The organism is Candidatus Poribacteria bacterium, from assembly GCA_009839745.1.
Classification (GTDB): Bacteria; Poribacteria; WGA-4E; order WGA-4E; family WGA-3G; genus WGA-3G.
The window spans coordinates 27,724-42,306 of record VXPE01000121.1; the positions used below are offsets into that span (position 1 = coordinate 27,724).

A 14,583-nucleotide genomic window follows, 5' to 3' on the forward strand; every position below is an offset into this window, starting at 1 on the left:
TTGTCACTGAGATTTTGAAAGAAACAGAGTTTACAGAGGACATCCAAGAACAGATTAACCTTGCTGTCATTGAAGCGGGTACAAACGCTATCAAACACGGTAATAAAGAAAATCCAATTAAAAAAGCGACCATCGAATTCACGCTCGCTGAGGATAAACTTGAAATCCGCATCGAAGACGAAGGCGATGGATTTACACGGAAGGAAGTCGCTGATCCCCTCGACCCAGAAAACTTGCTCAAAAGCAGTGGGAGAGGCTTATTTTTGATGGAAGCTTGCATGGACTCTGTAACTTACGAAAATAACGGGACCATCATCAAAATGGTCAAATATAATTGAAGCCATCAGCGATCAGTAAAGAGTCGTTTGTCGCACGGAAGAACGATCGCAACTGCCAGACGTTCTACTGATGGGTTCCGACGGCTGACGACTATTCCTAAGGAATTTCTATGCAAGTCAACCTTCGACACAAAGGTAGTATTACAATTTTAGATATTGAGGGAAAGGTTATTGGAGCAGATGCCTTAGCTCTCAAAGATATCATTAATGAGCAAATTCAGATGGTTGAGAGCCAAGGGGAACTTGGAGAAAAAATTAACATAATCTTAAACATGGAACGGGTCCAGATGATGGATAGTTCCGGTTTAGGGGTACTTGTTGCTTCTCATACCACCATCCAACGCAACGAAGGGAACATAGTCCTCTTAAATCTCGGTGGCAACGTCAGAAGTCTTATTGTCATGGCAAAATTGATGACAATTTTTGACTGTTATGATACGGAAGCAGAAGCAATAGCTGGAATCATACGGACTTAATGGTTATCAGTTGTCAGGTACAAGAGGAATTTGTTAAGCGAAAATCTCTTAACGAAAGACCGACAACTGAAAGGGGGGCGTAGCAACCCGCACTGAAAACTAATAAAAAAGATGGAAACACGTATCTCCAAAGACCTTGAAGAAAACACCAGTCTATGGCACAAATGCACCGGGTGCCAAGAGTTCAGTTTCAAAAATGAACTGGAACGGAACCTTTATATTTGCTCATATTGTGGCGCACTGTTCCCGCTCCTCGCTGAAAAACGGCTTGAGTATTTACTGGATAACTTGCCAACAACAGAAACCATATCTGCTAAAGAATCCGGACTTATCGCTGAAGGAATGATTTCAGGATACCCAATCTGTCTATTCATCGCAGACATGGATGTGATCCCCGCCGAACTCAATGCATCCTTTTTTCTCACGGCGATTGAAACTGCCTTACAAAAACAGATTCCATTGATTACGGTTATCGCCTGCCAACCGACCGGACCGCGAGCAGCTTTGGCGGAAACCACCTATTTAACAATGCAGATGGAGCGATTAGCAGATATACCACTTCCCCATATCACTGTTCTAACTGAAACAGAAGTGTATCCACTGGCGACGTATCTCCCGGTCGGCGAACTGGTTATCGCAGAAGGCACAATCCCTACGAAAAAATCGGCATCGCCAAATCTACAACCTGCACTGCATGCCCCAGAAGAGCAACTTCTGACACAGCCATCACCATCCGAAAAAGACGTTGAACCTGACATAAGTGTTGATTGTTATGTCCCTCGTGAGGAACTCCCAAGTACATTAGGGTTATTTCTGAGATTCTTTCTTGGCAATCAATTGTCAAAAAAATAGGGGGCGGTTTCTAATTTCGCCGGTGCGGAGTGCCCAATTAATTCTAAACTTTACTATAATTATGAAAGGAAACATTTTGCGTGAAGATTTGAATAATATAGGTACCTCCGGGAACATAACTGAACGCGTATCCTTCACCAACCAGAAATTTAAAGAAATCTTCGGTAGGGCATCCACATTTGTTGCATCCGCTCCGGGCAGGGTGAACCTCATCGGCGAACATACGGATTACAACGACGGTTATGTCTTTCCAGTGGCGATTGATAAGTATCTCAACATCGCCGCTCGGAAGCGATCTGATAGACGGGTCAGGTTACATGCTTTAGATGTCAACGATTCCTACGAATTCTGTTTGGATGCCCTCGCTGCTATTCAGCAGGAAGCACCAGCGTGGTGCCATTATCTCGTTGGGGTTGCGTCTCTCCTACAAGCATCGGGTAAAAAAGTATCTGGGATAGATGCCATTATCACAGGCGACGTGCCGATTGGTGCCGGTTTGAGTTCTTCGGCGGCACTTTCAGTTTCAACCGCACTGGCTTTCTTAACCCCCAGCTCTCCATCTGAAACTTCCGAAAAGGTGCCACAATCAGAGATTGATAGTAAAGAACTCGCGGCGTTGTGCCAGCGAGTAGAACACGAATTTGTCGGTGTGAATTGTGGTATCATGGATCAGACCATCTCGCTACTCGGACGGGAAAATCAGGCACTGTTTCTGGACTGCCGTTCGCTTGAACACGAACATGTCCCACTCAACTTGACAACGCACTGTATTGCCATTTGTAACACGAAAGTGAAACGTGAACTTGCTGCTTCTGAATACAATAAACGCCGCGCGGAATGTGAAAGAGGCGTTGCAATCCTTAAAAAATGGTTGCCCAACCTCTCTTCACTCCGGGACATTACACTAACAGATTTCAAAAAACATGAAGAAGAACTTCCCGCGCGAACACAAAAAAGGTGTCGGTATGTGATTGAAGAGAACACCCGTGTATTAGACGCGGTTGCTGTGCTGAAGGCGCGACATCCACAAATGGAAACCCAAGAAACAGACGAATCGCTTATACAATTCGGTAGACTAATGAACGCTTCACACAACGGACTCCGAGATGATTACGAAGTCAGTTGTAGTGAGTTAGATTTGCTTACTGACATTGCTCGCAGCATCACAGGGGTCATCGGAAGCCGAATGACAGGTGCGGGGTTCGGTGGATGCACAGTTAACATCGTTCATAGAGACGTTTTAGAAACGTTTCAAACGCTCGTGATGACGGAATACCACAAACACACCGGTATTGAACCTGAAATTTATCTCTGCAATGTCAGTGACGGCGCACGCGTCTTCTGGAACTCGGATTTATAACACACTTGGCGCAAAATTAAGAATAAGGTTAGCCAAGGCGTGTAGCACTGCAACAACGGCGCAGTGCGGAGCTAATAAAATACCGATATGCTAACAAAGGATTCTGATGATACGCTTGGCGCAGAATTAAAAATATGGAATATAGCATCGGGGTCGATCTTGGCGGAACGGACATTAAGGCTGGATTAGTTTCATCAACAGGTGATATCTCTTGTCGTGTCGTGCTTCCTACAGATGTTGACGTAGGAGGTCCCAAAGTAGTGGCGGCTCGAATTGCGGAAGCCGTTCGTCAAGTTCTTGTAAAAGCCATCAGTCATCAGAAAGAGAGGGATCAGCAGTCAGGACTGACCGCCGACCGCCGACCCCCGACCGCCATTGAAAACGAAATTTGGATTGGGCTGGGAGCACCGGGACTTATCATCGCTGAAACAGGCGTTGTCCACTTCTCACCTAATTTTCCCGGTTGGAGCGACGTCCCACTTGTGGATTATGTGAACGCCGAACTCGCGAAGTTACACCTCCCAAAGTCAATCGCAAATGATAACTCACAAACCCATAATATTGACCCGCAGGTTTCCTCTATAGGCTTGCACAGGAAGTACAAACTTATATTAAAAGGTATGGACAACGATGTAAACGCGATGACACTGGGTGAATTGCGCCACGGTGCTGGCGTTGGATATAAAAACGTCGTTGCATTAACACTCGGAACAGGCGTGGGTGGAGGCGTTGTGATTGACGGACGAGTTTACCATGGCAGTCAGAATACTGCAGGCGAACTTGGACATACTGTCGTCCAACCCGACGGACGTTACTGTGGGTGCGGGAATCAAGGGTGTCTTGAGGCGTATGCTGGCGCGAAGCACATTGTTGAACGGACGCAGAAAAAAATAAAGACAGGACGGTCTACGGTTTTGGCGAAAGCCATAAGGAGTGGAACAGCACTAACCCCACGGCAAATAGCAGAGGCGGCACATGCAGGGGACAAAGTCGCAAGGGAGATTTTTGCTGAAACAGGACGCTATATAGGCATTGCCCTCACTTCAATAGCGCACATTCTCAACCCACAACTTGCAATTATCGGAGGCGGTATAGCGGAGGCTGGTGAAACGCTTCTCTTTGAGCCTATCCGCACTGAATTCTCCAAGCGTGCTATGGATATTCCAGCGCGGATGAAGATCGTAAAGGCGCACCTCGGAAACGACGCCGGCATTGTGGGGGCTGCGATGCTTGCCCTTGAAAATTTTTAATTTATTGCTCCTGGGCTGCGCTCCATTCCATTACGCGCAGATTTCCGGTTATGTCTCGGCTGGGTTGGTGAATTTTGAGGTACATTACTGTTAGTTTGCGCGCCACCGCTGCACAAATTAAAAGTTTATGCTACGAATGTTCACTTATTTTTCGGTTTTACTATAAAAATATGGAGATCAGAAATGAAAAATAAGATACTTATGTTGCGAAGTTTAAACCCTCAGTATGAAAATCGAGAGAATGCTAAAACCATAAACCGGCTTCCGGTATCTATCTTAAAAATTTTAGTAATCCTCTGTTTGTCATTAATCCCGCTGAGCTGCTCAAGGGTCCCTGAGGTCCCAGATTTCATCAAAGATACCTTCCAGCCAGAGATGATTGTCCCTGTGTTCGACCCAGATGCGCATATCATGCCCCAGACAGGCACTGTTGGTTATGTCAAAAACGGCGTGAAAGCAATGGCGGTGCCACTAAATGATGTGAAGGCGGTTGATGCGTTTGGCATCTTTATCTACAATGGAACCGACCACTGGATCTCCTTCAAAAAAAAGGATTGCCAGATGCTGGATGGCACAGGAAGCGTTACGAAACCCATCGATAAATCGCAGGAATCCTTTTACCTAAAAAAGAACTTTAGACCGAAACTGCCCCCGGAATTCGGCGCAGAAGTGTTCCGATGGGATAAGGCTATTAGAATACAAGGCGATCCAGCAATACTCCCCAGAGAAGACATTGAGAAAACAACCGTAATGCCCGGACAACACGCGAGATTCTTCCTCTATTTCCGTAAGCGAAGTATTAAATATAGCAGCTTACGAATCATTGTGCCAAGAGTCACGAGTGATTTCAATGAACAACAAACGACGTTCGTTTTCAAATTTAGAGTGCAACGCGGCTAAACGCGCATGTGAGAAGCGGAAATTCCGAGAAAGAGTTGCGAAGTGTGCTAAAGTTAAGAAAGTTTCAAAGTATGCTAAAGTTGAGAAGTGTGCTAAAGTTGCAAGGGACGCTTGGGATGTCCAAATACCTCTTTCAACTTTACAGACTTTACGGACTTTAGATACACTTTACCCGACTTGCTTTCCTTTACGGACTTTAGAACATTTTACAGACTGTCTTTGCCTGCTCCTCCTTGTGCTCTATTTGGGTTGCACCCTACCCGAAGGCGAAATTGCGCAGCCAATCGAAATCCTCCCCTCGAACCGTGAACGGCACGCACCCCCTATATTAGGTATTCGTTACATCGAAACGATCGGTAGAACCGGACAGGGAGCGGGCGAATTTCGGACCCCTTTGGGACTCGCAATAGATGAAGAGGGCAGAATTTACATCGCCGATGCCGGTAATAATCGGGTGCAAGTGGTGGACGATGCTGGAAATTATATCATAGAATTCGGAAGTCGCGGATGGCAGACAGGGGAGTTCGATCACCCCACGGATATAGCGTTAAGTTTTCAAAGAAGGTACCGCCTCTATGTAGCAGACACCGGGAACAATCGGGTGCAATACTGCAATTTCGTTGATCGTATCTTTTATCCACTCAGTGAGAGCGCAGATGATGTCCTGCTTGACCGTCCCGAAGGTATCGGTATCGGACGAAATGGCGAAGTTTATGTCGTTGACACAGGTAATAACCGCTGGATTGAATTCAATCTGGCAGGGGTGCCAGTTGTCGCACGAGGAAGTTTCGGGAGCGGCAGCGAACAACTCTGGAACCCAACAGATCTCGATGTTGATGCCCACGGAAATGTTTACATCGTTGATACCGGCAATCATCTCATAAAAAAATACGACTTCAGTGGTAACCCTATTGACGTGTGGGGTGGCGAAGGCGACGCACTTGGACAACTCCAGGAACCGAAGTATATCACTTTAGACGAATGGAATTATCTCTATGTAACCGACAGCGGCAACCGGCGTATTCAAGTGTTTACATCTGATGGTAGAAGTATCACAGAATTCAGTGCCCCCGCACTTCAGGAACCAGCAGGCATCGCCGTCTCGAAAACCGGACGCGTCTTTGTTACCGATGCCGAAGCGAATGACATAAAGGTGTTCCAAGTTTTTCGGAAAAAGTCTGAACTATGATTTATATGATGGATCTGATGAGCTGCTTTCGTAATCACGGTTTATCGCATAAATCAGGGAAATCTCGGTCATGATTGATGAGCCAGCGATATAAGAGGGCAGATGTGTCATGATTATCGGAGGTCTCGTCATCAGGGTAATTAAACAAATTATAAAAATCCTGATTCTGATTGCTTGTTTGTGTCTGCTACCACATCCCAGTGGCACAGCCCAAGACCTCCCTAACGGCGAAGCCAAATCCCTTGAACTCCCTACCTTTTCCGTCCTCCAGAAAATAGAGTCCATTGAACTGGACGCAGCCGGGCGAGACTTTACGGTGAGGTATCCACCGATCCTTCCAAACAGCGAACGGATAACGGATGCAGACGGAAAAATGCTCGTGCGGGGTATCGACTATCAGATTGATTTCTATTTGGGTAAAATTACTTTCGGAAAAACGGAAGAAAAGGGTGCTCTCCAGTCTTCCACCCCTCCATCTTTACAACCAAACGTTTCTCAGCTTAAGATAACCTACCAGACGCTGCCCTTCGCGATTAAACAGGTCTATAAACGCGACCTTTACGGAACAGACATCAGAAATCAGCAATCAACAGTCGGTAATCAGCAAGACGCTGCTACTTCATCAGAAAACCTCTTTGATGAAAACCGAGTGCCGCCGGAAACCGAAAACCAATTAGAAGTATCTGGGAGTCAAACATTCGGTATTTCGGTTGGGAGTGGGCGTGGCGTGTCGCCGAATCAAGAACTCCACGTCAATGTAGAAGGGAAAGCCTCTGAAAGTATCACTGTCCTGGCACTCCTATCCGATCAGGATCTACCTATCCAACCTGAAGGCACAACTGAAAATATTCAGGACATCGATCAGAAATTGATTCGTATTACGCATCCGAACATGAGGGGAACCTTGGGAGACTTTGAGGGATCACTCGGTGCATCGGAATTTATTTTCTTTCCACGGGCATTAGAAGGGGTGCAGGTTGAAGGCGATTTCAAGTGGGTGGACTTTCATTTCATTCCGACTGCTATTCCGAAGGGGCAATCTACAAGTTTGGTGCTTCGCGGTGAGGAAGGACGCAGCGAATATCGGCTCACAGTCGATGGGCAATACGTCATTGTGAAAGCAGGCAGTGAAATCGTCTGGCTGAATGGCGAGAGAATGCGGCGCGGCGAAAACAACGATTATATTATCCGTGAATATGGGGATCCAATCGTCGAGTTTAACAGTAAACATCTCATAACGAGCAACGATGTAATTCGGATCGATTTTGAATACATCCCAGAAGATCGAGCGTATCAACAGAATCTTTACGGACTCAGTAGTGTCTTCACACTGCCCGGTGAGCGTTTAACCCTCGGCGCGTCCTATGCTGTTGAAGCAGATCTGAATCAACCCGAACAGACGCTCATCAACTTTGAAGATGTGGAACTGGAGGCTCTTCGCCAAAATATCCTTAATCCAAAGGAAGACGCGTCACCCCTCATACCACCACAAAAGCATACGGTATGGGGGATGGAGGGGCGTCTGAATATTACAGAGAAGGCATGGATTCAAGGCGAACTCGCCTATAGTAATCTTGATAAAAATACCTACTCCACTGTTGATCGGAAAGAGGTCAGCCGGGCATGGAAATTAATCGGTTATGCCGACTGGGACTTTGCGACATGGACCGACCAACTACGCCCTAAATTGACCACAAACCTTGACATACGGTCAATGGATGCCGACTTTGTGCCCGTCGGTGCTTCAAGTAGCAACCGGACCCGTTCGCGTTACGAAACACAATACGCCAAAGAGAGTTTTGATGATGCGTTCCTCCTTGACACCGCAGGCAGCCCTCAAGGTTCCCAAGACGAGAGAACCATGAACTTCGACATCCGAATGATGCCAACAGGTTGGTTAGAGGTCGACACCGGGGTCGGTAGAAGCGAAGAGAGAACCCCAGAGAATCGTCAGTTATCAGTTGTAGGGGCGGGGTTACCCCGCCCTTACGGAGGAGATCTTGCTCAATCAGACCCCTCTTTAACCGCCAACCGCCAACCGCCAGCTGATAACTATTCAACCATCCGCAATAATTTCAACTGGGGAGTCAACTTCAATCGACGTTCAGGCAGTGGGTGGGTAAGCCCAACCCTCATGCCTGTAGGCAGGGGGGAAACACCCCAGCAAAAACACTCCGATGCCCAACAAAGCGCATCTGCTGGAGCACAACTACTGAAGAAATTGCCGAATCTCCGTTGGGACGACTACCGTAGCAGTTCCCGGACAGAGGGTGAAGATTCAACAAGGGCACAATCGTTACAGAAATCTCGTCAAGAAGGAAATCTGTCGTATCCGCTCGGTCCATTCAGAATTTTGGGAACACTCGGGAGGGTGGAATCGAACGAGGCGCGTAATGCTGCGCTCAACCGAAAGCGAAACCGCGCAACCGGACGTATCGACCTCGCTGATTTCAAGTGGGCATCTTTGAACACGAGTTATGAGCTTGAGGAGGCTTTTGCGAAAGAACCGTTGCTTACTGTCGATGACGAGCCTATCGGGGTGTCGGATTGGCAGCGGAACACCACAGCACGCACTTGGAAAGTCGGTATCCTTTCACAGCAACAATCCTTTCTCAACGGAGGGGTGGATCTGACAGCAAACATTGCGCGACGGATGCTAAAAGCACACACCGATCTCGGCGCAGATACAACGACACAACTCGCGGATGTCAATCTCCAACTCACACCCCTCAGTCGGGCGATTGATATAGAAATCGCTTATGAATTAGATAAAAAACTGACAAGTCAACGCCGCGAGGTCTATACCGACATCCATCCACACACCGGTATTCTGCTTCAACCGGGCGAGGGATACTACGTGAAGTTAGATGATCTGCATTATGTAGAGGATCCCGAGGAAGGCACCTATATCAAAATCTATCAAAATGTGGGGGATAAACCGACAACCGCAGTAGATGCAGAATTCCGAATCCGTTTTCAGCCGCGTCAGTTTTTCGCACGGCGTGCCAGAGCAAGACAACAACAGCAACGCGAATTAATGTCGCAACGCGATAGTTTACGCCCAAATAACCGTAGGAGCGAGGGTGCCTCGCCCGTGCCAGACAAAATGTCTGCAACTGCCACACGATCTACCGACAACCAATTAGAATGGTTCCTAAAGGCTCTGAGAGGTCAAACACGGTTGTGGTTAACAGAAGAACAGGAGGTCGAGGATGTCGTATCGCTCTATCTGCTCCAAAGTCTACAAGGTTCAGAAACGCTTTTCGGACGAGTGAACCAGCACCATCGCTTTGAATTCTCGCCATCTCCAGCGTTTAGTTTTGAGGTCAATCTTCGTGCCGGCGAAACACTCAATCGGCGGATTAATAACCAAGAACGCCACAGACGCCACCGGACGTATGATGTGAGTCTCTCCGTGAACCCAACACAACGTATGTCCGTTGGTGTGAATTGGGAGCAACGCCGAGAAACCGAAAAATACAGTCAATTCCAATTGGAGGAGCTGGCACAGGAAACCGAGACGATACCGAACAGGGGAGACCTTCCATCAACACCTATCTCAGACTTGCGCCAATTTGAGCAGACGACTGAATTCAGTCTCCGATATGAACTCAGCAGTTCTGTGCGATGGAGTGGTATCGGAGGGTATAAATGGACAATTGACGAGGAGCAACTCGATGAGGAGCCGGAAGCCAGAACGCGGACATTCTCTTATGAAAATCGTATCACGTATAGTCTCATCGGCAGAGGACGTATTGATGTCAACTATAAGCTGGGTTATGGTGAGAGTACCGGTGGTATCCCCTTTGCGCAATACACATTCTACGAAGGCATCAGCCACGAAGTCCGCACAACCGCAGATTACAGATTGCGGAAATTTACCGATCTCCTGTTTCGGCTCAATTACCGCTTACTCTCCACGAAGCAACGGAAACCCGAACACCGCTTGGAGATGACGGTCAGTGCAGAACTCTAATAGCGTCCATGAACCAGAAACGATTTTATTACAGCGCAGCCTCTATAGAGATTGTTGCGAGAAAAGAATTGACTTTCCCTTCCCCACTGAACGAATTCCCGGTAGCTCCCAACTTAAAGCGTGTGCCTTCCTCAAAACGGTGGGTGATCCTTCCGCCCTTACCCGGTATAATCCCTGATGCTGAGGTAAGGACGACTTTAGGCATACCGTCTGTTGAGAGTTCATTATCGTTTGTGAACAGAATGAAAGCACCCGCACCCTCGGCACCCCCAATCCAGAGATCGATCGTGAGCGTCCCACCCTCTTTAAACGCTGTCGTATCAATTTCAACGGAATAGCCGGTTTTGGAATCCCAATGCTTTCGCTTTGGAAGGAAAAACCGCCCTCGTGTGTGAGTCCAAGGCGTTTTTTTTACGACTTGACATTTTTCGTGCATTGTGGTTTAATAGATATATCACGTTGGAAACCGACATTCTGAGCATTACCGTTTGGTAATGTGTCTGCCTCCTACTCAGAAGGGATAAACGCGTGATACGTGAAAGTCCATGAAATTAACCTTTAAGTATCCTCTGTATCCTACGAAAACAGAGGCAGAAACATTATTAGAGTGGTTTGCCCACCTCTGTGAACTTCAGAACTCTGCGCGCCACGATAGGCTTGTTGCGTATGAGACGGAAGGTGTTTTTGTTTCACTCTCTGACCAGCAGACCCTTCTCACAACCGCCCGTGAGAAATATGAAGATTTCCGCGCCGTGCCACAAGATTTCGGAACCACACGTTGCGAAGAACCGACAAAGCCTTTACGGCGTTTCGCAAACGTTGTAAAAACGGAGAGGCGAAAAAAGGGTATCCTCGCCATAAAATGCGTGTACGTTCTCTCACATGGAGTCTTCGCAAATATACCAAAGTTGTTCGTGAAAGTGCCAAAGCAAACCCTGATAAACAGACAATACGCGTTCGCGAGAATCCGATTATAGAAACCAACTACCGCCACAATCGCTTAAAAGTGCCGAAGTTAGGCGCAGTCAAAATACGCATGCACCGCCCCCTACAAGGCGACCCGAAAGAAGTCACGATCGTCAAGAAAGCGTCTGGCTGGTATGCTCATATCTCCTGTGAGATACCCGATACACCGAAAGTTGAACCGACTGACGCTCTGGCAGTTGATGTTGGCACGACACACTACCTAACGACTTCTGAAGGTGGAAAGGAGGAGAATCCGCGTTGGTATCGCCAAGCAGAAGGTTTACTGCGAAAACACTCCAAAACCCTTTCTCGAAAGAAAAAAGGGAGCAACCGAAGAAAGAAACAACAACACACGCTCGCGCTGCACCATGAACGCACTACAAACAAACGCAAAGACTTTATCAGTAAACTCGTCTATAAACTCTACCACCATTACGAAAATAATGTATTAGTGGCAGAGGATTTAGGCATATCCAATATGGTAAAGAACAAGCACCTCAGTAAGAGCATTTCCGATGCGTCTTGGAGTGAGTTCTTTCAGTGGTGTGGGAACAGAGCCGAAAGAGACGGTTTCCACTTCCACCAGGTCAATCCCAAAGACACCTCCCAAACTTGCTCTGCTTGTGGTCAGAAGTCGCCAAAGAAACTTTCGCTGGCGATACGCACTTTTGATTGTAGTTTTTGTGGCACGTCTTTAGACCGAGACCACAACGCTGCGATAAACATACTCTTCCGGGCGGCTTGTGCCCATCGTGGAGAGCGTTGGGTTACCAACCTCACTGAAACGAGAAACACGAACGAAGCACGAGACGCGGGCTTAGAGAACGCCAGACAACTCCTATTGTTTGATGGACTCCTGACAAGCCCAAGGCTTTAGGCTTGGGTACATTGACAAAGTGAAGGAGTGAAAAAATGGAACACACAACCCGAATTGAACTCGAAAATCTGAAAGATCTGCATGCAGTAGAATTAGGCGTTCGCAAATCCGAAGAGGTGCGACGACTCACCATCGAAAACGCCCTGGTCGATACTGGCGCAACAGGACTCTGTTTACCCAAATCCCTCATTGAGCAACTCGGACTCACCCCGCTCCGAAGTATAGAGGTGCAAACTGCAAACGGTCCTGCAGAGCGCACTGTTTATTCAGAGGTAAGATATACCGTCCTTGAACGTACCTACTCTATTCAGGTAACAGATCTTCCTGAGGATGCCCCTGTCCTCGTTGGACACATGATCTTGGAAGCTCTCGACCTCTGTGTTGATATGAGAAAGGGATTGATTCATAACCCAGCACACGGAGGCGCGTGGACAATCAAAATGCTCTAACGAGAAAAATAAAATGAAAACTACCCATAAGATCCTTTTTCAAGACGCGCGAGATTTGAAAGAAATCCCTTCAGAAAGTGTTGATCTCGTCGTTACCTCCCCACCGTATCCCATGATTGAGATGTGGGATGAAATGTTTAGTCGTCAGAATCCAGAGATTCAGAAGGCATTGGCATGCGGCGATGGGAAGCAGGCGTATGCGTTGATGCACGAGGTTCTCGATGCTGTATGGGGTGAAGTGTTCAGGGTTTTAAAGGAGGGTAGGTTTGCCTGCATCAATATCGGTGATGCGACACGGAAGGTCCAAGATGATTTTTGTTTGTATCCAAACCACGCGAGAATCTTGAATTACCTCTTAAGTATCGGGTTTTCAGCACTCCCTGATATCCTCTGGCGGAAACAGGCGAATACTCCCAATAAATTTATGGGATCGGGCATGCTGCCTGCGGGCGCGTATGTGACACTGGAACACGAGTATATTCTAATCGTCAGAAAAGGTTCCAAACGAGAATTTAAAACAGAGGACGAGAAACAAAACAGGCGCGAAAGTGCGCTGTTTTGGGAAGAACGCAATATCTGGTATTCGGATGTGTGGACGGATATTAAAGGAACAGGACAGAAACTTCCGAAGGCGATGTCGCGATTGAGAAGTGCGGCATTTCCATTTGATTTGGCATATCGACTCATCAATATGTATTCTGTGAAAGGTGATGTGATACTCGATCCGTTTCTGGGGACAGGCACCACGACTGCGGCTGCAATGACATCGGGACGCAACAGCATTGGTGTTGAAATCGACGAGAATTTTCAACAGGTTATTTGTCCAATTGTGCACCATATCGTTGATTTTTCAAACGATTATTTGCAGGACAGATTGTTAAGACACTTGGGGTTTATCGAAAATAGAATCCAAAACTCGAAACCGTTAAAATATACAAACAAGCACTACGATTGTCCGGTGGTGACGAGCCAGGAGCAATTTATTTTCCTGAACGGCTTAAAAGAGGTTCATACACCCCGGGATAACATTTTTGAAGTCGTGTATGCGACCAGACCGCAGGCTTGGAATTTTGATCAATTCCCAGAGACCTTAGCTCGAGAAAAAGAGAAGTCCCACACAAAACCCTTAAAAGTAAGGAGAGGCAAGAATGGCTCACGTTTGGAGAAAAGAATATAAAAATCACAATAGAATCCTGGATAAATTCTACACGAAACAGGAAGTCGTCAAAAGGTGTTTAGATGAAGTAAAGACATTACCTTACATTTATGATTGCGTGATAGAACCCTCAGCGGGGGATGGGGCGTTCTATAAAAATATCGAACATGACACCAAAATAGGAATTGATATTGATCCGCAACACGATGAAATTATCAAAGCGGACTGGTTCAATTACAATATCAGTGAAATATATGCGCGCGTATTGGTTATCGGGAATCCGCCGTTTGGTCAATATCAAAAGTTATCCTCAAAATTTATATCGCATGCCCTCTCATTTCGGAATGTCCAAACAATTGCTTTCATTTTACCAAATGTCTATAGGAAACATACACGGCAAAAAATATTGCCATATAATTGGAGAATCGTCTCTATCACTGAATTAGGAAGGGATTGTTTTACGTTAGAAGGGCAGGCATATCATGTGCCGGCAAGTTTCTTCATTTTTGATAAATCGGAAGGGAAAGATTTAAGGGTAAATCCGAATGTCTACACAGAAACGAATGATTTTGAATTCTCCACTAAAGCTGATTTTGATATATTTGTGTTTGGGGCTTCTCCAAGAAGAATCACAAAAACACCGACACCGAACAATAGAGGCTACTTCCTTAAGTCAAAAATACCGGTAGACGAGTTAATAGCCAGAATCAAAGCGGTTGATTGGAATGGAAATTCTTGCGCAAATGGCGGTGTATATTGGCTAACAAAATTTGAATTTTTGGAACAATATATAA

Annotated in this window: 13 protein-coding genes; 12 read left to right on the top strand and 1 reads right to left on the bottom strand. The window is 46.6% G+C overall.

Annotated elements, in window-relative coordinates; all coding sequences use genetic code 11:
- Positions 1 to 14: 14 nt before the first annotated feature.
- The 8 genes from F4X88_19125 to F4X88_19160 all read left to right on the top strand — a co-directional run bounded on the left by F4X88_19125 (position 15) and on the right by F4X88_19160 (position 10,341).
- Entirely contained in the window at positions 15 to 338 is a 324-nt protein-coding gene (locus tag F4X88_19125) for an ATP-binding protein (GenBank protein MYA58395.1), read from the top strand.
- A 110-nt stretch (positions 339 to 448) separates the two neighbouring features.
- A complete protein-coding gene (locus F4X88_19130) occupies positions 449 to 814 on the top strand; it encodes an STAS domain-containing protein (GenBank protein ID MYA58396.1) in 366 nt (121 codons plus the stop codon).
- A gap of 111 nt (positions 815 to 925) precedes the next feature.
- A complete protein-coding gene (locus F4X88_19135) occupies positions 926 to 1,666 on the top strand; it encodes a hypothetical protein (GenBank protein ID MYA58397.1) in 741 nt (246 codons plus the stop codon).
- Between the two features lie 61 nt (positions 1,667 to 1,727).
- Positions 1,728 to 3,026, top strand: a complete 1,299-nt coding sequence (galK, locus tag F4X88_19140) for a galactokinase (protein ID MYA58398.1) — start codon at positions 1,728 to 1,730, stop codon at positions 3,024 to 3,026.
- A gap of 134 nt (positions 3,027 to 3,160) precedes the next feature.
- Positions 3,161 to 4,276, top strand: a complete 1,116-nt coding sequence (locus F4X88_19145; protein ID MYA58399.1) for an ROK family protein — start codon at positions 3,161 to 3,163, stop codon at positions 4,274 to 4,276.
- 183 nt (positions 4,277 to 4,459) lie between these two features.
- Positions 4,460 to 5,176, top strand: coding sequence for a hypothetical protein (locus F4X88_19150; protein MYA58400.1), 717 nt, complete (start codon positions 4,460 to 4,462; stop codon positions 5,174 to 5,176).
- A complete protein-coding gene (locus tag F4X88_19155; protein ID MYA58401.1) occupies positions 5,127 to 6,365 on the top strand; it encodes a hypothetical protein in 1,239 nt (412 codons plus the stop codon). The genes F4X88_19150 and F4X88_19155 overlap by 50 nt, the downstream gene beginning before the upstream one ends.
- Positions 6,366 to 6,474: 109 nt before the next feature.
- Positions 6,475 to 10,341, top strand: coding sequence for a hypothetical protein (locus F4X88_19160; protein ID MYA58402.1), 3,867 nt, complete (start codon positions 6,475 to 6,477; stop codon positions 10,339 to 10,341).
- Between the two features lie 28 nt (positions 10,342 to 10,369).
- On the opposite strand, the gene F4X88_19165 is transcribed toward F4X88_19160, so the two are convergent.
- A complete protein-coding gene (locus F4X88_19165) occupies positions 10,370 to 10,777 on the bottom strand; it encodes a hypothetical protein (protein ID MYA58403.1) in 408 nt (135 codons plus the stop codon).
- A 426-nt stretch (positions 10,778 to 11,203) separates the two neighbouring features.
- On the opposite strand from F4X88_19165, the gene F4X88_19170 reads away from it, so the two are divergent.
- The 4 genes from F4X88_19170 to F4X88_19185 all read left to right on the top strand — a co-directional run.
- Positions 11,204 to 12,184, top strand: a complete 981-nt coding sequence (locus tag F4X88_19170) for an IS200/IS605 family element transposase accessory protein TnpB (protein ID MYA58404.1) — start codon at positions 11,204 to 11,206, stop codon at positions 12,182 to 12,184.
- Positions 12,185 to 12,219: 35 nt separating this feature from the next.
- Positions 12,220 to 12,633, top strand: a complete 414-nt coding sequence (locus tag F4X88_19175; GenBank protein MYA58405.1) for an aspartyl protease — start codon at positions 12,220 to 12,222, stop codon at positions 12,631 to 12,633.
- Positions 12,634 to 12,646: 13 nt separating this feature from the next.
- Positions 12,647 to 13,810 carry a site-specific DNA-methyltransferase gene (locus F4X88_19180; GenBank protein MYA58406.1) on the top strand — a complete coding sequence of 388 codons (1,164 nt, stop codon included), beginning with the start codon at positions 12,647 to 12,649 and terminating at the stop codon, positions 13,808 to 13,810.
- On the top strand, positions 13,782 to 14,583 hold an 802-nt coding region (locus tag F4X88_19185; protein ID MYA58407.1), incomplete at its 3' end, for a hypothetical protein. The genes F4X88_19180 and F4X88_19185, both read left to right, overlap by 29 nt.

Coding starts and splice junctions, on each gene's coding strand:
- F4X88_19130 (MYA58396.1), top strand. CDS start 449: ATGCAAGTCAACCTTCGACACAAAGGTAGTATTACAATTTTAGATATT.
- F4X88_19135 (MYA58397.1), top strand. CDS start 926: ATGGAAACACGTATCTCCAAAGACCTTGAAGAAAACACCAGTCTATGG.
- galK (MYA58398.1), top strand. CDS start 1,728: ATGAAAGGAAACATTTTGCGTGAAGATTTGAATAATATAGGTACCTCC.
- F4X88_19145 (MYA58399.1), top strand. CDS start 3,161: ATGGAATATAGCATCGGGGTCGATCTTGGCGGAACGGACATTAAGGCT.
- F4X88_19150 (MYA58400.1), top strand. CDS start 4,460: ATGAAAAATAAGATACTTATGTTGCGAAGTTTAAACCCTCAGTATGAA.
- F4X88_19155 (MYA58401.1), top strand. CDS start 5,127: ATGAACAACAAACGACGTTCGTTTTCAAATTTAGAGTGCAACGCGGCT.
- F4X88_19160 (MYA58402.1), top strand. CDS start 6,475: ATGATTATCGGAGGTCTCGTCATCAGGGTAATTAAACAAATTATAAAA.
- F4X88_19165 (MYA58403.1), bottom strand. CDS start 10,777: ATGCACGAAAAATGTCAAGTCGTAAAAAAAACGCCTTGGACTCACACA.
- F4X88_19170 (MYA58404.1), top strand. CDS start 11,204: ATGCGTGTACGTTCTCTCACATGGAGTCTTCGCAAATATACCAAAGTT.
- F4X88_19175 (MYA58405.1), top strand. CDS start 12,220: ATGGAACACACAACCCGAATTGAACTCGAAAATCTGAAAGATCTGCAT.
- F4X88_19180 (MYA58406.1), top strand. CDS start 12,647: ATGAAAACTACCCATAAGATCCTTTTTCAAGACGCGCGAGATTTGAAA.